Annotated in this window: 10 protein-coding genes; 7 read left to right on the top strand and 3 right to left on the bottom strand. The window is 65.3% G+C overall.

What is annotated here, in order from left to right; genetic code table 11:
- Nucleotides 1-217 precede the first annotated feature (217 nt).
- From G4G27_RS20870 to nagE, 4 genes are all read left to right on the top strand, one after another.
- Complete coding sequence (locus G4G27_RS20870) at nt 218-2,965, top strand: TonB-dependent receptor (RefSeq protein ID WP_183110414.1); 2,748 nt, start codon at nt 218-220, stop codon at nt 2,963-2,965.
- Between the two features lie 147 nt (nt 2,966-3,112).
- Nucleotides 3,113-5,365 (top strand): family 20 glycosylhydrolase, encoded by a 2,253-nt coding sequence (locus G4G27_RS20865; RefSeq protein ID WP_244624443.1) that lies wholly within the window; start codon nt 3,113-3,115, stop codon nt 5,363-5,365.
- A complete protein-coding gene (gene ptsP / locus G4G27_RS20860) occupies nt 5,362-7,824 on the top strand; it encodes a phosphoenolpyruvate--protein phosphotransferase (RefSeq protein WP_345940657.1) in 2,463 nt (820 codons plus the stop codon). Before G4G27_RS20865 ends, ptsP begins: the two co-directional genes overlap by 4 nt.
- On the top strand, nt 7,824-9,503 hold the full coding sequence (gene nagE / locus G4G27_RS20855; RefSeq protein ID WP_183110413.1) for an N-acetylglucosamine-specific PTS transporter subunit IIBC: 1,680 nt from the start codon (nt 7,824-7,826) through the stop codon (nt 9,501-9,503). The genes ptsP and nagE overlap by 1 nt, the downstream gene beginning before the upstream one ends.
- Before the next feature lie 371 nt (nt 9,504-9,874).
- Here the strand turns inward: nagE and rhaT are convergent, their stop codons facing one another.
- Genes rhaT through G4G27_RS20840 form a run of 3 tightly spaced genes read right to left on the bottom strand, consistent with a single transcriptional unit; the run spans nt 9,875 to nt 13,473 of the window.
- On the bottom strand, nt 9,875-10,942 hold the full coding sequence (rhaT, locus tag G4G27_RS20850; RefSeq protein ID WP_183113936.1) for an L-rhamnose/proton symporter RhaT: 1,068 nt from the start codon (nt 10,940-10,942) through the stop codon (nt 9,875-9,877).
- 12 nt (nt 10,943-10,954) lie between these two features.
- Nucleotides 10,955-12,100: an FMN-dependent L-lactate dehydrogenase LldD gene (gene lldD, locus G4G27_RS20845; RefSeq protein ID WP_183110412.1), complete on the bottom strand. Its 1,146-nt coding sequence runs from the start codon at nt 12,098-12,100 to the stop codon at nt 10,955-10,957.
- Nucleotides 12,097-13,473, bottom strand: coding sequence for a carbohydrate kinase (locus G4G27_RS20840; RefSeq protein ID WP_183110411.1), 1,377 nt, complete (start codon nt 13,471-13,473; stop codon nt 12,097-12,099). The genes lldD and G4G27_RS20840 overlap by 4 nt, the downstream gene beginning before the upstream one ends.
- A 145-nt stretch (nt 13,474-13,618) precedes the next feature.
- Here G4G27_RS20840 and G4G27_RS20835 point away from each other — a divergent pair, with 145 nt between their 5' ends.
- From G4G27_RS20835 to G4G27_RS20825, 3 genes are all read left to right on the top strand, one after another.
- Nucleotides 13,619-15,751, top strand: a complete 2,133-nt coding sequence (locus tag G4G27_RS20835; RefSeq protein WP_183110410.1) for a bifunctional rhamnulose-1-phosphate aldolase/short-chain dehydrogenase — start codon at nt 13,619-13,621, stop codon at nt 15,749-15,751.
- 27 nt (nt 15,752-15,778) lie between these two features.
- Nucleotides 15,779-17,074 (top strand): TIM barrel protein, encoded by a 1,296-nt coding sequence (locus G4G27_RS20830; protein WP_183110409.1) that lies wholly within the window; start codon nt 15,779-15,781, stop codon nt 17,072-17,074.
- Nucleotides 17,075-17,142: 68 nt separating this feature from the next.
- Complete coding sequence (locus G4G27_RS20825) at nt 17,143-17,946, top strand: DeoR/GlpR family DNA-binding transcription regulator (RefSeq protein WP_183110408.1); 804 nt, start codon at nt 17,143-17,145, stop codon at nt 17,944-17,946.
- Nucleotides 17,947-17,996: the final 50 nt, after the last annotated feature.

The following is a 17,996-nucleotide window of genomic DNA, read 5'->3' as shown; positions in this document are numbered from 1 at the left end:
TGGCCCATTCCCCTGCCACCGGGCGCTCCCGGCTCGGCTCTTATAAGACCAATTAAATACCAGTTTCCACAACAAAATGCCCATTGCTACAGTCTGAGTGTAAAAAAGATGCTTGACGCTGTCATTGGTATGAAACATGTTCTGTGGATTGGTCTGGCATTGGTAGTCAATTGGCACCGTCAGATCGAATCAGGGCAAGGGCATGGGGAGATCGGCAATGACCGTTATACGACTTCTGGCAGCATCGGTGAGTTCGTTTGCATTGGCCGCCACCGCGCAGGCGCAGGACGTCCAGGCGCAGACCGCCGACACGTCCAGCACCGCGACGTCGAGCGCGGCGCAAAGCGAAGCTGAGAACAGCGACGACATTGTCGTCACCGGTTTTCGCGCTTCATTGGAAGCGTCGATCGCCACCAAGCGCAACGCCAATGCGATCATCGATTCGGTCTCGGCCGAAGACGTCGGTAAATTCCCCAACAACAATGTCGCCGAGGCATTGACGCTGGTTCCCGGTGTCACCGTCGATCGTCAGTTCGGCCAGGGCGAAAAGGTCTCGATCCTCGGTACCGACCCGGCGCTCAACCGCACGTTGCTCAACGGCCAGACGGTCGCCTCCGCCGACTGGTTCATCCTCGATTCGCCGGGCCGCACGTTCAACTATGCACTGCTCGCGCCGCAACTTGTCGGTCGGGTCGATATCTATAAATCACCCGAACCGCGCATCGACGAAGGGTCGATCGGCGGCACCGTCAATGTCGTCACCCGCAAACCGCTGGACTTGAAGCCGTTCACCGTCGCCGCCTCGGTCGGCTATCAGTACAATGACCGTTCCAAAAAAGGCGACGTTCAGGGGGCGGCACTGCTCAGTTGGCACAATGAGGCCGGCACCATCGGTATCATCGGCTCGTTCCAGCGCGCCAGGGATCAGCTGCGCCGCGATGGCCTCGAAACCTATGGTACGATCACCGCCAACTTCTGGAATGGAGCGAACGATGCGCACACCAGTTCGCTCGTGCAAGGGGCCAATCCGGCTCCGGGCGTGATCGGCACCGGCAACTGCACCGGCGCCTGCGCCACCACCCTTACCGCCAACCCCGGCGCCAAGAGCCCGAATGCGTTCGGCACCTCCTATTTCGAACAGGACCGCGAGCGGCTGACCTATTCGGCCGGGATACAGGTCAAGCCGGTCGATGAGCTGACCATCGGGTTCGACTGGCTCAAGATCGACGCCACCTATAACAATCTCAATCAGTCGATGTACGCGTTTCAGGGCAATACCTGGAACAGCGCGGGCGCGCTGAGCGGGATCGAGGTGAGGGACGGCATCGTCACCCAGGTGACGATGAAGAATGCACTCAGCGTGCTCGACGCACAATATCGCGTCGCCGAGATGCATTCGAACACCTATCATGGCGGCGCCAAATGGGATGGCGGCAGCTGGGACCTGAATGTCGAGGGCGGTTTTTCCAAAGCCGATGGCGGCACCAAGCGCCAGGTGTTCCTCGAATTCCTCAACCGGGCCGATTACACCGTCGATCTCAGCGGCGCACCCGGTTCACCCGGCTCACTCAGCTATACCGGCAATGTGCAGGGCAATCCCGCCGCGTTCACCACCGATCCAGGCTGGGGCGGTAACATGGTCGACAAGCCGACCAGCGACAAGGAACGCTACGGCCAGGTCGATCTCGGCTTCAACTTCGATGGCGCGATCAAGCGCCTCGCGTTCGGCTACAAATATCGCAAGCATACAGCGGCCCAGAACTATGCCGGCGTCACCATTGCCGGCGTGGCGGCATCCGCATCGATGTTCGATCCAAGTCAGGTGCGCGACAATTATCTGTCGGGCTTCAGCGGCGTGAACGATCAGATGACTGGTCGCTTTCACATCAGTGGCCCATCGATGGTCAACTATATCAATGGCGGGACATGGCTGCCGGCCGGTACCCCCTTCCCGACACCGTCGCCGTTCGCTGCGCCGGAGTTCGCCGCCGGCAACTGGCAGATCGATGAGACGATCAACGCGGCTTATGGTCAGGTCGATTTCGATGCCGGCTGGCTGCGCGGCAATTTCGGCGTGCGCTACGTCAAGACCGGCACCGACAGCGCGGGTTTTGTCTGCACGTCCGGCACGCCGTGCAATGCTCCGTCCAACTGGGTCTGGCAGAAGACCAATCGCAGCTATGAAAATGTGCTGCCGAGCCTGAACTTGATTGCCGATCTGAAAAAGGATCTGGTGCTACGCTTTGCCGCTGCACAAGTCATAGCCCGGCCCAATTATGCCGACTTGACCAACTTCTTCTGGCTATCGGATCAGATCCTGAGCGGCGAGGGCGGCAACCCCGATCTTAAGCCGTATCGATCGGACAATTTCAACGCATCGATCGAATATTATTTCGCGCCGCGAGCAATCGTGTCGGGCGAGATATTCTACAAACATATCAGCGACTATATCCTGAAGAAGAGCGCGCCCGAGCAATACTTTAACCTGTCGCAGGGCCACGTCACAACCTATCAGATCAGCCGCCCGTACAATGTCAGCTCGGCCAATGTGAAAGGCTTCGCCGTCGCCTATCAGCAAAGCTTGCCGTTCGGCCTCGGCATCCTGGCGAATTACACCTATTCCGATGCCAAGGGACAGAACGGCACGGATCTGCCTTACAACTCACGGCATCAAGTCAGTCTGAGCCCGTTCTTCGAACGTGGTCCGATCGCGCTCCGTACCACTTATACCTGGCGGTCGAAATATTTCACCGGGATCGATCGTGGCGATCAGATGTATGTCCGCGCCACCGCCAATGTCGACGCGTCGGCGACATATAACTTTACCAAGAATATCGGGCTGACCCTGTCGGGAATGAACCTGACCGACAGCCAATATTACGCCTATGCCAATACGCCGAGCCTGCCGCGCGGCGTGTACAAAAGCGGCCGTAAATATTTGGCCACGATCAACGTCAATTACTGATCCGCAAGGGAAGAACGGGCGGCGGATTCGGAAACCAGGTTTCCCCGCCGCCTTTTCTTTTGTCCGCATGATATAACCGTGCAGGGACGATTGAGCGGCGGATGAAACCGCCTAAGCTTGGTCCCAGCCGATTCCGGGAGCAGACGCTTGAGATATCCCAGCTGCCTGTTGCCCGCGCTGCTGGCCGGAGCCCTGGCCTTCATCCCCGGTGCCACCGCGAAGCCGGTCGCCTTGCTCCCTGCACCACAATCGCTGACCGCGGCGGAAGGCAGCTTCACGCTGACCGCCACCAGCGGCATCGCCATTCCGACGAGCGACGCCGGCGCGCGCAACGCAGCGGAGCGCCTGAGCGAAATGCTAGTGCGTACCGGCGGTCCAAAACTCACGATCAAGACTGGCGGCGCGGTCCGCTTCGAACGCGCCGCAGGCATTCCAGCCGAAGGTTATCGCCTCACCACATCGTCCAGCGGCGCGACGATCAGCGCGAGCGACGATGCCGGCCTGCTCTATGGCGCTGTGACGCTGTGGCAGCTCGCCCGCCCTGGAAAATCGGGGATTTTCATTCCCGCCGTCGCCATCACCGACGGCCCACGCTTCCGCTGGCGGGGGCTGATGCTCGACAGCGCGCGGCATTTCCAGTCACCCGAATTCATCAAGCGCTTGATCGACGCGATGGCGGCGAACAAGCTCAACACGCTGCACTGGCATCTGGTCGATGATCAGGGCTGGCGCATCGAGATCAGGAAATATCCCAGACTGACCGATGTCAGCGCCTGGCGCCTGCCCGCCACTGCGCCCGGCGCACCGCCGCTGCCGCGCATCGGCGGTTTCTACACGCAAGTCCAGATCCGCGAAATCGTCGCTTATGCGGCCAGACGCGGCATCACCATCGTGCCCGAGATCGAAATGCCCGGCCATGCGCTGAGCGCGATACGCGCCTACCCCAGGCTCGGTATGGGCGTGCCCTTGCCCAAGGGCGTTGAGAGCGACTGGGGCGTGTTCCCCTGGCTCTACAACACCGACGATACGACCTTCGCTTTCCTGCAGGACGTGCTCGACGAGGTCATGCCGCTGTTCCCGTCACGCTACATCCATGTCGGCGGCGACGAAGCGGTGAAGGACCAGTGGAAAGCGTCACCCAAGATCCAGGCGCAGATGAAATCGCTCGGCATCACCAGCGAGGACAAGTTGCAGAGCTGGTTCATCCAGCGCATCGGCCGCTATCTCACCGCGCACGACCGACGGCTGATCGGCTGGGACGAGATCCTCGACGGCGGCATCACGCTGGACGCGACGGTCATGTCATGGCGCGGCATTGACGGTGCGGTCGCTGCCGCCAAAGCCGGACATGATGCGATCTTGTCGCCATCGCCGATCCTGTATCTCAACCACCGGCAAGGCGTGACCGCCGCCGAGGGAACCGGGCGCGCCGAACTCATCACGCTCGCTCAGGTCTATGGCTTCGACCCCGCGCCCGCCTCGATCCCGGCCGAGCAGCAGCGCCATATCCTTGGCCTGCAAGGCAATTTGTGGACCGAGCATGTCCGCACCGATGCCGGTGCCGGCGAAGCGATCTTTCCGCGCGCCGCCGCGATTGCCGAGCTTGGCTGGTCGCCGGCCGACCACCGCGATTTCGGCGATTTCGTACGCCGTCTCGCGCCGCAGATGACGCGCCTCTCGGCGCTCGGCATCACGGCGAGCCCAGCGGTGTTTCGCCCGGTCGTGACGCTTTCGCCCGATGGAGCGCGGGCTCGCGTTACGCTTACCGGCCAGTCCGGGCTGCCGTTGCGTTACACCATCGACGGCACGCTGCCCGGTTCCGGCTCGGCGACCTATTCGGCGCCGCTCTCCTTGCCGGTTCCGACCCGCCTGCGCGTCGCCAGCATGCTCGACGGCACCGCGCTGCCCGGCGCGATCGACCTGCGGATCACCGCCGCCGCGCTGCGCCGCCGTGACGATACACAACTCAAGCTGTGCACTCAGGGCATCGCATTACGGCTGATCGACGACGCCCCGGCCAAGGGCCCGCGTGCGGCCTTCCTCACCGATATCGGCAATCCGTGCTGGATCTATCAGGCCGCACCGATGGACGGCGTGCGCGAGATCGCGATCGATGTCGGGCAGATGCCGTTCAACTTCCAGATCGGCCATGACGTGGACAAGATTCGTTTCCGTGCCCCCGCCACGCTGGCCGGTGAAGTCGAAGTCCGCGATGGCTGCGATGGCCCGCGGATCGCGACGCTGCCGCTCGGCCCCGCCGCGCACAATCGCGCGGTGACGCGCCTGACGGCCACGCTCAAGCCAATGAGCGGCGCGCATGATCTGTGCATCACCTACACCGCAAAAGGCGTGAACCCGCTTTGGGCGATCGGCGCGGTGCAACTGGTGACCACGCCGTGATCGTCCAGCTCCATGCCCCGATGACCGGCTGGGCGCTGCCACTCGATCAGGTGCCCGACCCGGTCTTTGCCGATCGCATGATGGGCGACGGCTTCGCAATCGATCCGCTGGATGGTGTGGTCCGCGCGCCGTGCGACGCAACGGTGATCGCGATCGCCCCGACGCTGCATTCGATCAGCCTGCGCCTTGCCAATGGCGCCGAGCTGCTGATCCATGTCGGCCTGGAAACCGTCGCGCTGGCTGGCGACGGCTTCGCCGCCCAAGTGCGCGATGGCGAGACGGTGACGCTCGGCCAGCCACTGTTGCTGGTCGATCTCGATTCCGTCGCCTTGCGCGCGAAGAGCCTGATCACTCCGATGACGGTGACTAGCGACGGCTATGCGGTGACGGTGCTTGCGATCGACGCGCGGGTGACCGCCGGCGATCCGATCGCCGAGGTCTCGCCGGTCGCGGACGGCGCTGCCACCGCCGATCTCGGCGAGGATACGGCGCATTGCACGATCCGCGTGCCGCTCGCCAACGGCATCCATGCCCGCCCTGCCGCACGCATCGTCGCCGCGCTGAAGCCCTTCATCGCTGAAGTGACGATCGTCGCGCACAATCGCCCGGCCAATGCGCGCAGCATCGTTGCGCTGCTGTCGGCGGGTATCCGGCATGACGACGAGATCGCCATCGGTGCACGCGGCCCCGACGCCCGCGCCGCGATCGCTACGGTCGCCAAAATGATCGAAGAAGGCATGGGCGAGGAGGCGCACGCACCCGCCCCGGCCCCCGCTCCCACTGCCGCTATATCGGGCGATGGCCTGATCCACGCCGTTCGCGCCGCGCCCGGCCTCGCCATCGGCCCGATCTTCCGGTTCAGCCCCGGCGATGTCGCGGTGGCCGAGCAAGGTGCCGGCATCGCGGCCGAAACCACCGCGCTCGATGCCGCTCGCGCCACATTGCTCGCCGCCGCCGGAGGGACCGCCGGTGCGGGCGCCGACATCGCTGCCGCGCACCGCGCGCTGATCGAGGACCCGGAACTGCTCGGCGCGGCCCAAGCCCTGATCGCGCAGGGCCGGAGCGCCGCCTTCGCCTGGCGCGGCGCGATCCGCGGCCATGCCGAGGCGATCCGCGCTACTGGCGACCGGCTGCTGATCGAGCGCATCGCCGACCTGAAGGATATCGAACGCCAGGTGATCGCGCTGCTCACCGGCAGCGAAGCAACCTTGCCGGTGCCGCCTAGGGGCGCGATCCTGATCGCCGACGAACTGCTTCCGTCGCACTTCGCCTCGCTCGCGGACGCCGGAATCGCCGGCATCTGCACCGCGTTCGGCGGTCCGACCGCGCATGCTTCGATCCTCGCTGCCTCGGCCGGACTGCCGATGCTCGTCGCCGCCGGCCCGGCGATCCTCGAGCTAAGCGACGGGCAACAGGTCGTGCTCGATGCCGATCGCGGCACGCTCGACCCCGCGCCGGACACGGCCATGATCGACATGATCACTGCGCGCCTGGCGCAACGAACCGATCGCATCGCAGCCGAAGCCGCCGCCGCGCTCGACCCATGCGTGATGGCCGATGGCACGCGAATCGAGATCTTCGCCAATCTCGCCAACGCCGCCGAGGCAGCGCACGCGGTCACGCTCGGCGCCGAAGGCTGCGGCTTGCTGCGCACCGAGTTCCTCTTCCTCGACCGCGACACCGCACCCGACGAAGCGGAGCAGCGCGTCGCTTATGCCGCAGTCGCAGCTGGGCTCGACGGACGCCCGCTGATCGTGCGCACGCTCGATATCGGCGGCGACAAGCCGGTCGCCTATCTGCCCTTCCCGCACGAGGAAAATCCGGCACTGGGCAATCGCGGCATCCGCTTTTCGCTCGCCCGGCCCGATCTGCTTGCCTTGCAGTTCCGCGCGATCCTTGCCGGCGTGCCGGCGGCACAGTGCCGGATCATGCTGCCGATGATCGTCGACGCCGGCGAACTCGCCGCGGCGCGCACGATCCTCGACGAAGCGCGCGCCGCGCTGGGCATCGATGCGCCGGTGCCGCTTGGCGTGATGGTCGAAACCCCGGCCGCCGCGATGCTTGCCGCCAGCCTAGCGCGCGAAGCCGATTTCCTGTCGATCGGCAGCAACGACCTGACGCAATATGCGCTGGCGGCCGATCGCGGCAATCCGGCGGTCGCGGCAAAGGTCGATGCCTTGCATCCGGCCGTGCTTCACCTGATCGCGCGCGCGGCGGAGGGGGGGCGGACGCATGGCCGCTGGCTCGGCGTGTGCGGCGGCATCGCCTCCGACCCGCTCGCCGCGCCGATCCTGATCGGGCTTGGCGTCACCGAATTGTCCGCGACGCCCACCGCGATCCCCGCGCTCAAGGCGGTGGTGCGGCAGCTCACCCTGGCCGAGTGCCGGACGCTGGCCGATCGCGCGCTCGCCGCATCGACCGCTGCCGAAGTCCATTCGTTGCTGCAAAGGACCGCCTGATGCGTCTCGGTCTCGACCGTCTCCAGCCGCTCGGCCGCGCGCTGATGCTGCCGATCGCGGTGCTGCCGGTCGCGGGGCTGCTGCTTCGCCTCGGCCAGCCCGACATGCTCGACATCGCCTTCATCGCCGCGGCGGGCGAAGCGATCTTCTCCAATCTCGGCCTGATCTTCGCGATCGGCGTCGCGGTCGGGCTGGCGCGCGAGAATAACGGTGCGGCGGGCCTTGCCGGCGCGGTCGCTTTCCTCGTCACGGTCGAGGGCGCCAAGGCGCTGCTCACCATCCCGCCCGACGTGACGGCGGCGTTTGTCGACCAGGCCGCGCGCGATCTCGCCACCGCCGCCTGGAAGGCGAAGGAACTGGGCAAGCTCAGCGTGCCGGCCGGCATTCTCTCCGGGCTCGTCTCGGGCTGGTTGTACAACCGCTATTCCGGGATCAAGCTGCCCGACTATCTCGCCTTTTTCGGCGGTCGCCGCTTCGTGCCGATCGCCGCCGGTTTTGCCGGTCTGATCGGTGCGGCGATCTTCGGCTTAGGCTTCCCGGCGATCGAGGGCGGGATCGATGCGCTGAGCCGCTGGGTGGTGAGCGCGGGGCCGTTCGGCCTGTTCGTCTATGGCGTGCTCAACCGGCTGCTGATCGTCACCGGGCTGCACCATATCCTCAACAATATCGCCTGGTTCATCCTGGGCGATTATCATGGCGCGACCGGCGACCTGAAACGCTTCTTCGCCGGTGACCCGAGTGCGGGCGCATTCATGAGCGGCCATTTCCCGGTGATAATGTTCGGCCTGCCCGCCGCCTGCCTCGCCATGTATCGATCGGCCTTGCCCGAACGACGCAAGGCGGTCGGCGGCATGCTGCTCAGCCTGGCGCTGACCTCGCTGCTGACCGGCGTGACCGAGCCGATCGAGTTCACCTTCATGTTCCTCGCGCCGATCCTCTACGTGCTGCACGCGGTGCTGACCGGGGTGGCAATGGTCGTGATGGATGCGCTCGGCGTGCGGCTCGGCTTCGGCTTTTCCGCCGGCCTGTTCGACTATGTGCTGAACTATGGCCTCGCCACGCGACCCTTGATGCTGCTGCCGGTCGGCGCGGCTTATTTCGCGATCTATTATTTCGCCTTCCGGTTCTGCATCCAACGCTTCGACCTGAAAACGCCGGGCCGCGAAACCGACCTGGCAATCGAATCGAGCGCTCCCGCGACATCGGGCGATCAGGCGGCGGGCATTGTCCGCGCGCTGGGCGGATCGGGTAATCTGGCGTCGATCGACGCCTGTACCACAAGGCTGCGGTTGAAGCTGGTCGATCCGGCGCAGGTCGATGAGGTCGCGCTGAAAGCATTGGGCGCGCGCGGCGTGGTGAGGCCGGGCGGCAATGCGCTGCAGGTCGTGCTCGGCCCGATCGCCGACCGGGTCGCCGGCGACATGCGCGCGCTGGCGCATGTCGCGCAGCCGGCGGCCGAAGCGCCAACAGCCGAACCGCCGATTGCCGGACCAGATGACGCATGGATCGCAGCACTCGGCGGCGCGGCGAATGTGCTTGAGCTGTCGATCAGGGCGGGCCGCGTTCGCGCACGAGTTGCCGACCCGGCAGCGATCCGGACCTCGGCGATCGACCGCGCCGCGCCGCGCGGCTGGAGCGAAGTATCGCCCGGCCTGATCCACGCACTGACTGAGCTTTAAGATGCTCTCAGGTAGAACCGGCTCCATCCGTTCAACTCAATGCACCTCTGCCGCGACCGACATTGATTCAACGCCGCTACCGATCATGCCAGCGTGGCGACGGATGGAAGGCTGTCCGGCCGACCATCTCGCTCTTTCTCATCGTCACCCAAAAATTGAACGGATTGGCGCCTGCTGTTCCGGCCATAACAGCATAGGATTCTTGCTGTTATGTGCTGTTCCGATGCTGTTATTCGATAACAGCATCGACGGGGGTCAAGCCGTTGGAAATCAGTCGGTAATTTAGCCGGAAACCCAACTTTAACAGCATCGGAAAAAATACCGGCCGATTAACAGCATAAACAGCATGCCGAATCACCGGCCGGCCGACCTCAGCTCGCCAGTGCGTTGCCCGCCCCGATGATCACGGTCGACGCGATCAGGATCGCGATGCCGAGCCGCACGAGGTTGCGCGTGCCGGAACTGGCCGTCGCCCATTCGCGCAACGCAAAACCCCAGAGCGTCGAGAACAGGATGATGCTCGCCATGTGCAGCGTCCAGGACGAGAAGCCGAAGCGCCCCATCTGGCTCTCGCCCATCGTGTAGAAGAAGAACTGGAAGTACCAGAGCGTGCCGCCGAGCGCGGCGAGCAGATAGTTGGCGCCAAGCGGCGGTGTGGCCGCGATCGTCCCTTGCGCGGTGCGGCCGACGAACTCGCCGGCGCTGCGGTTGCGCAGGATTAGGATCGCGCACCAGATCAGGTTGGTGGTCAGGCCGCCGAGCAGCACGATGCACAGCACCGGCAGCCCCTGCCATAACGGGTCGGTGCCCGCCGCCAGCGTCAGTGTGCGGATCGGCTGCCCCGCATCGAGCCCGAAGGCGAAGCAGCTCGACATCGCCCCCGAGAACAGCGCGATGGCAAGGCCGCGCTTGAGATTGAACTCGGCGACACCGACGGTCGCCGCTTCGCCGCTCGTCTCGCGTTCCTTGGCTTGGCCAGCGCGAGCGACGATCAGGATACCGATCACCGCCACGACGATCCCGAACAGCGTGACCTGGCCGCTGCTCGTCGCGGCAAGCGCGGGCAATGTGCCGCGAAAGATCGGTGGCCCGAGCGTCCCGATCACCGTGGTCAGCCCAAGCGCCACCGCCATGCCGAGCGACAGGCCGAGATAGCGCATGGTGAGACCGAAGGTCAGGCCGCCAAAGCCCCAGCCCGCACCCCAGAACCAACACCAGAACAGGGTTTCCCTCGGCACCGCGCCGATCACGCCGAACAGGTCGTGCGTTTGCAGGCTGGCGAACAGCCAGGGCATGACCAGCCAGCTGAACACGCCACCGGTCAGCCAGAAAATCTCCCACGACCAGCCCTTGATACGCTTGTAGGGGACGTAGAAGCTGGCCGAGGACAAGCCCCCGATCCAGTGAAACAGCACGCCGAGCAACGGGTTTCCGTCCATCATCCCCTCCGTTCAGTCTTTTACGAGAATGTCGGACGTGATCGCCGTCACGTCGGTCACCCCGGTCAGCGCCATCGCCACGCGCATCTCGGCGGCAATCAGTTCCAGCACATGCGCGACGCCGCGCTCGCCGCCACCGGCCAGCGCATAGGCCCAAGCGCGGCCGAGCAGCACGCCGCGCGCGCCGAGCGCGAGCATGCGCACCACATCGAGCCCCGAACGGACGCCGCCATCGGCCAGCACGGTGAGCCGGTCGCCGACCGCCGCCGCGATCGCCGGCAAGGCGCGCGCGGTCGACGGCACGCCGTCGAGCTGTCGTCCACCATGGTTCGACACGACGATTCCGTCCGCACCGAGCGTCGCCGCTTCGCGCGCGTCTTCGACATCGAGCGGCCCCTTGATGATCAGTGGTCCCGACCATTCGGCACGAATGAAGTCCAGGTCGCGCCAGGTCACGGTCGGATCGAAATTCGCCCGCATCCAGGCGAAGAAATCCTCCAGCCCCGTCTTGCCCGCGAGCACCGAAGCGACATTGCCAAGCCCGTGCGGCCGCCCACGCACGCCGACATCCCACGCCCAGCGCGGATGCAGCGCCGCCTGTCCGAACCGCCGCAGTCCGCCGCGCAAGCCAGGCGCGCCGGCCAGCCCCGAGCGCAGATCGCCATAGCGGCTGCCCGGCACCGGCATGTCGACGGTGAACACCAAAGCGGAGCATCCAGCGTCGCGCGCCACGGCCAGCAGTTCGCGCATGAAGCCGCGGTCGCGGATCATATAGAGTTGGAACCAGAAGGGCGCCGGGCTCGCCGCTGCGACTTCGGCCACGGTGCACACCGACACGGTCGACAAGGTGAAGGGAATGCCCGCCTTAGCGGCGGCACGCGCCGCCTGAGCCTCGCCGCGCCGCGCATTCATGCCCGCCAGCCCGATCGGGCCAAGCGCCACCGGCAGCGCCTGACGCGCTCCGAACAAATTGGTCGACAGATCGATCGAACCGACATCCCGTAACACGCGCTGACGCAACGCGACGGATTCGAGATCGGCGACATTGCGGCGCAGCGTGGTCTCTGCATAGGAGCCGCCATCGATATAATCGAACAGGAATCGCGGCAGTCGCGCCTTGGCCAGCGCGCGATAGTCGAGGATGTTCGCCGCCTTCATGCGGCTACCGCCAGGCCGGCGATGCGTTTGCGCCACAGGTCGCGATAGCCGGTCAGATCGACCTCGAGCGGCATCACCCGATCGAGCGCCGATGGCGGCGCCAGCGTCGCATCGACCAGGCGAAGCGCACCATACGAGACATCGTTATGTGCCGCACCGGTATAGACCGCGGTATCGGGGCGCAGCGAGGCCAGCGCACGCACGAACACCTGTGCCTCGGCGAACCGTCCCTCGATCAGCAGCCGATCGCGCGACCCGATCAGGTCAAGCGCGGCATCGGCGACCAATGCCGCATAAAGGCACGCGGCCGCGCGCACCGCATAGGGATCGTCGGGCTCGGCGATCCAGTCGCCCTCACCGGCAGGAAAGGGGCCCACCCCCGGCATCATCGACGGCAGCGCCATTGCGCCGGCCGCGACCACATCCTGTACCGCCGCGACCAGCGCGGGCTGGTCGGGCTTGATATCGACCCGGCGCGTGTCGATGCCGCTGAGCAATTCGATCTCTCGCCCGCCCATGAAGCGCGACGACGGCACCATGCGCCCGCGCACATCGACATTGACCAGGCAATCCCGCGCCTCGGGCAGGTCGGCGATATCGACCACCGCTTCAGCGCCCGGCGATCGCATCGCCACGAACCAGGTGCCGGTCGACAGGATCGTCGCCTCATGGTCGCCAATCTCGGCAAAGGCACGTGCGGCATGCAGCGCCGCGTTCGAATCATGCAGCCCGGCATGGATACGGACATCCCCCGGCAGCCCGGTCCGCGCCGCCATGGCGGGAGAAATGGCACCAACGACATCGCCGGCACGCGCGATCGGGGCGAACAACGCCGCCCAGCCGCGCCGCTCGGCCAGCTGCGACGGCCGTTCGTCCGCCGGACGCCACAGGTCGCTATGGCAGCCAAGGCTGGTCACTTCCGACACAGGCACGCCCGACAACAGCCACGCCCAATATTGCGCCCAGGGCAGGATCGTCGCACCCCGCGTCAGCAGCGCGGGATAAAGGTCGTCAAGCAGGTCAAGCTGTGCGCCGATATTGAGCCCCGCCGGCAGCGGCGGCGATCCGGTTGCAGCAAAGGGATCGCGGCCCGCATCATAAAGCGCGCGGCGCTCGGCAGGCAAGTTCTGCTCATAATCGATCGGCGGCACCGCTAGCCGCCCGTCGCGCAACACCGCGATCGCCGCACCATGCGCCACCGGCACGATCGCGCAGATTCGACCGAACGCTGCGAAATCACGCAGCACCGTCACCATCCAAGCCTCGATTCCGTCCGAATCAAGCGCGGTATAATGCGGTCCGGCAACGATCTCATTGGCGCGCGTGCGCCGTTCAAGCAGCGTCCCACCGTCCCACAAAGTGAGCTTTGACATCGTCTTTCCGACATCGAGCACCACCGTCAGCACCGCTATTTACCCCCGCCCTAGATTAAATCTGATCATTTTTTATCGAACGTGATTGTTTACGACCATAGCCTGTTGTAGAACGCCGTCAAACGAGAATGAGGGGATTCGACCGATGGCCGATCGTACGGCGCCACTCCCGGATGGGCCACTCCAGTCCGGCCAGAAAAACCTGGCATTCGCGGTGCCGGCCAATCTCTGGTCGGAAGCGACCGCAGCCGAGCTGTCGGCCGAGCATTTGCTGCTCTATCGCTCCAATCTGCTCGGCAGCGACCTGACCATCACCAATTTCGGCGGCGGCAACACCTCCGCCAAGCTGGGCGAGACCGACCCGCTGACCGGCGAGACGGTGAAAGTGCTGTGGGTCAAGGGATCGGGCGGCGATATCGGCTCGATGAAGCTGAACGGTTTTTCGACGCTTTATCTCGACAGGCTGATCGGGCTCCAACGCCTTTATCGCGGGGTCGAGCATGAAGACGAGATGGTCGGTTACCTGCCGCACTGCACCTTCAATCTCAATCCGCGCGCGGCGTCGATCGACACGCCGCTCCACGCTTTCCTGCCCTTTGCGCATGTCGATCATGTCCATCCCGATTCGGTCATCGCACTGGCCGCGGCGCAGGACGGCGAAGCCGCGGTGCAGGATATCTGGGGTGGCGCCGTCGGCTGGCTCGGCTGGAAACGGCCCGGTTTCGACCTCGGCCTGCGCTTGCGCGATCATGTCGCGGCCAATCCCGGCTGCATCGGCGTGGTACTCGCCGGGCACGGGCTGATCTGCTGGGCCGACACGTCGCGCGCCTGTTACGATCGCACCATCGGTCTGATTGCCGACGCCGCGGCCTATCTCAACACCAAGCTCGCGCTGCGCCCGGACTTTGGCGGCGAGATCGTACCGCCGCGCACCGCAGCCGAGCGCAAAGCGGCCGCCACGCAACTAATGCCGCGGCTGCGCGGGCTGATGACCGGCAACCAGTCTAAAGTTGGGCATTTTTCCGACGATGCCGGCTCGCTGCAATTCGCCAGCTCCGCCGATTTCGCACGGCTCGCGGCGATCGGCACTTCCTGCCCCGATCACTTCCTGCGCACCAAGATCGCGCCGCTCGTGCTCGACCCCGCGCAGCTCGACGACGATGCCTATCTCTCGGCGCAGCTCGGCGCGTATCGCGACGGCTATGCCGCTTATTATCAGCGCTGCGTCCATCCCGGCGACCCGGCGATGCGCGACCCCAATCCGGTGGTCGTGCTGATCCCCGGCATCGGCCGCATCACCTTCGCCGCCGACAAGACCACCGCGCGGCTGGCGGGCGAATTCTACGGCAATGCGATCAACGTGATGCGCGGCGCGGAGGCGATCGGCGGTTATCTCGGCCTGCCCGAGCAGGAAGCCTATGACATCGAATATTGGCTGCTCGAGGAAGCCAAGCTGCAGCGCATGCCCAAGCCCAAGTCGCTGGCAGGCAAGATCGCGCTGGTCACCGGCGGGGCGGGCGGCATCGGTATCGCCAGCGCGGAACGGCTGCTTGCCGACGGCGCCTGCGTGATGCTGCTCGACCGCGATGCCGAGACTCTGGCCGGCGCGCGCGAGACGCTCGAGCGCAAATTCGATACCGACCGCGTCCGCTCCTCGTTGTGCGACGTGACCGACGAGACGCAGATCGCGGCCGCCTTTGCCGATTGCGCGCGCGAATTCGGCGGGCTCGACATAGTGGTGGTCAATGCCGGCATCGCGTCCGCCGCCTCGCTCGAGGATACCAGCGTCGAGATCTGGCGCCGCAACTACGATGTGCTGGCGCAAGGTTATTTCCTGACCTCGCGCGAGGCCTTCCCGCTGCTGCGCGCAGCAGGCGGCGGGTCGATCGTATTCATCGGGTCGAAGAACGGCATCGCGCCGGCGACCAACGCTTCGGCCTATGCCTCGGCCAAAGCGGCGGCGCTGCATCTCGCGCGTTGTCTCGCATTGGAAGGCGCGCCGCACGGCATCCGCGTCAACACGGTCAATCCCGATGCGGTGATCAAGGGATCGCGCATCTGGGACGGCGACTGGCGCCAGGAACGCGCCGATGCGCACGGCATCGATTCGGGCGAAGAGCTGGAGGCGCATTACCGCAACCGCTCGATGCTCAAGCGTGACGTGTTGCCGGCCGATGTCGCGGAAGCCGTGGCCTTTTTCGCATCCGCGACATCGGCGAAATCAACCGGTAATCTGCTTAATGTGGATGCCGGCAATGCGCAGGCCTTTCCGCGCTAAAAGATTGATAATTGAGGGAGACCAAGGATGGCGAACGGCCCTGCGCTGACGCTCGACCAGATCGGCAGCCACAATGCCGAGCGCATCGATGCGCTGGCGGAGGATTATGCCGCGCTCGACCGCCAGTTGGCGCGGCGCGGCGTGGACATCGCGCTGGTTAAGACGGCGGTTGCCGGTTTCAGCGTCGCGGTGCCGAGCTGGGGCGCCGGGCGCGGCGGCACGCGCTTCGCCAAATTCCCCATTCCGGGCGAGCCGACCAACATCCATGAGAAGCTCGAGGATTGCGGCCTGATCCAGCAGCTCGGCCAGGTCACGCCGCGCGTCAGCCCGCATTTCCCATGGGACAAGGTCAGCGATTATGCCGCCTTGCGCGAAGAGGCGGCGAGCCTTGGTCTCGGCTTCGACGCGGTCAATTCGAACACGTTTCAGGATCAGCCCGGCCAGGCGCACAGCTATCGCAGCGGCAGCCTGTCATCGACCGATGCCGATGTCCGCGCCCAGGCGATCGACCATAATATCGAATGTATCGAGATTGGCCGCCAGCTTGGCTCGCGCGCGCTGACCGTGTGGGTTGGCGACGGCACCAACTTCCCCGGCCAGCAGCATCTCGGCCGTTCGCTCGACCGCTATCTCGATGCGGCGGCGCAGGTCTATGCCGCGCTGCCCGGCGACTGGCGCATGCTGCTCGAACATAAATTGTTCGAACCCGCCTTCTACTCGACGGTCATTTCCGACTGGGGATCGTCGATGATGGCGGCGCAGGAACTGGGTCCCAAGGCGATGTGCCTGATCGACCTCGGCCATCATGCGCCCAATGTGAATATCGAACAGATCGTCGCGCGGCTGCACAAGGCGGGCAAGCTCGGCGGCTTCCACTTCAACGACAGCAAATATGGCGATGACGATCTCGACGCCGGCGCGATCAACCCGCACCAGCTGTTCCTGATCTTCAATGAACTGGTCGAAGCGGCGCTCGAACCGCGCACCGGCTTCGACCCGGCTTATATGATCGACCAGTCGCACAATGTGACCGACCCGATCGAGAGCATGCTTTGTTCGGCCGACGCGATCGTCGGATCCTTCGCCAAGGCGTTGCTGGTCGACCGCGAGGCGTTGCGCGCCGCGCAGGAGTCGAACGACGCGATCATCGCCTTTCGCGCTCTGCGCCGCGCCTATGATACCGATGTGGCGCCGATCGTTGCCATGGCACGGGCAGAGGCGGGCGGGGCAATCGATCCGCTCGCGCTGTACCGCACGCTCGGCTGGCGCGAGCGCAAGGCGCAGGAGCGCGACACCGTGGGCCTTGGCGCCGGCATCGTCTGATGATCGGATATGCTTGCATCCGCGCGGATCAGGCGTGATACGCTGACGGGATCCTTAAAGGCCCTTTAATGCACGCAGAAGATCGCGACCGACTGATCCTGGAACTGATGCGCGAACGGGGATTCGTGTCGTTCCAGGAACTGGATCGCACCCTTGACGCATCGGGCGCGACCTTGCGCCGTGACCTCGACCGGCTGGAGAGCAGCGGCAAGATCGTCCGGGTGCGCGGTGGCGCGCGGCTGGTCGACGCGCCGGATGCGCCTGGCGGTAGCGCGGGCGCCAATGACGGCCATCTGCGCGGCGTGCCGTTCCACGAGAATGTCGAGCGCAACCGCGCCGCCAAGGAAGCGATCGGCCGCGCCGCCGCGGCCCTGTGCGGCGCGGGCGAAACAGTGATCATCGATGGCGGGTCGACCACGTTGCAGATGTGCCCGCTGCTCGCCCCGCTCGAGCTGCATGTCCTGACCAACTCGCTGCACATCGTCAGCGCGCTGATCGGCCAGCCCGGGACGCACATCTCGATGCCCGCCGGCACCTTGTTCCGCGAACAGAATATCCTGCTGCCGCCGTTCGACGATGACGGCATGAGCCGTTACCGCGCATCGAAGCTGTTCATGGGTGCCGCGTCGATCGGGCGGCACGGGCTGATGCAGACCGATGTCTTGCTGGTCCATGCCGAGAGGCGCTTGCTCGACCGCGCCGATGAAGTCATCGTGCTGGTCGACAGCAGCAAGTTCGGCGCGCCTGCCGGCCATGTCGTGTGCACCACCGACGAGCTCGACATCGTCATCACCGACGACGGCATCACCGACCGCGACGCGGCAATGATCGAAAAAGCCGGGATCAAGCTGGTGGTTGCACCGACGCGCTGAGTAACCTTCCTTCTCCCCTGTGGGAGACGGTGGCCCGAAGGCCCGGATGA

Source organism: Sphingomonas sp. So64.6b (assembly GCF_014171475.1).
GTDB classification, from domain to species: Bacteria; Pseudomonadota; Alphaproteobacteria; order Sphingomonadales; family Sphingomonadaceae; genus Sphingomonas; species Sphingomonas alpina_A.
Note: the sequence above shows the minus strand (reverse complement) of the source record. Positions and strands in the feature narration are given on the sequence as shown.

Excerpts from the sequence above, each read along its gene's own strand:
- G4G27_RS20870 (WP_183110414.1), top strand. The coding sequence starts at position 218 with ATGACCGTTATACGACTTCTGGCAGCATCGGTGAGTTCGTTTGCATTG.
- nagE (WP_183110413.1), top strand. The coding sequence starts at position 7,824 with ATGCGTCTCGGTCTCGACCGTCTCCAGCCGCTCGGCCGCGCGCTGATG.
- rhaT (WP_183113936.1), bottom strand. The coding sequence starts at position 10,942 with ATGGACGGAAACCCGTTGCTCGGCGTGCTGTTTCACTGGATCGGGGGC.
- lldD (WP_183110412.1), bottom strand. The coding sequence starts at position 12,100 with ATGAAGGCGGCGAACATCCTCGACTATCGCGCGCTGGCCAAGGCGCGA.
- G4G27_RS20840 (WP_183110411.1), bottom strand. The coding sequence starts at position 13,473 with ATGTCAAAGCTCACTTTGTGGGACGGTGGGACGCTGCTTGAACGGCGC.
- G4G27_RS20835 (WP_183110410.1), top strand. The coding sequence starts at position 13,619 with ATGGCCGATCGTACGGCGCCACTCCCGGATGGGCCACTCCAGTCCGGC.
- G4G27_RS20830 (WP_183110409.1), top strand. The coding sequence starts at position 15,779 with ATGGCGAACGGCCCTGCGCTGACGCTCGACCAGATCGGCAGCCACAAT.
- G4G27_RS20825 (WP_183110408.1), top strand. The coding sequence starts at position 17,143 with ATGCACGCAGAAGATCGCGACCGACTGATCCTGGAACTGATGCGCGAA.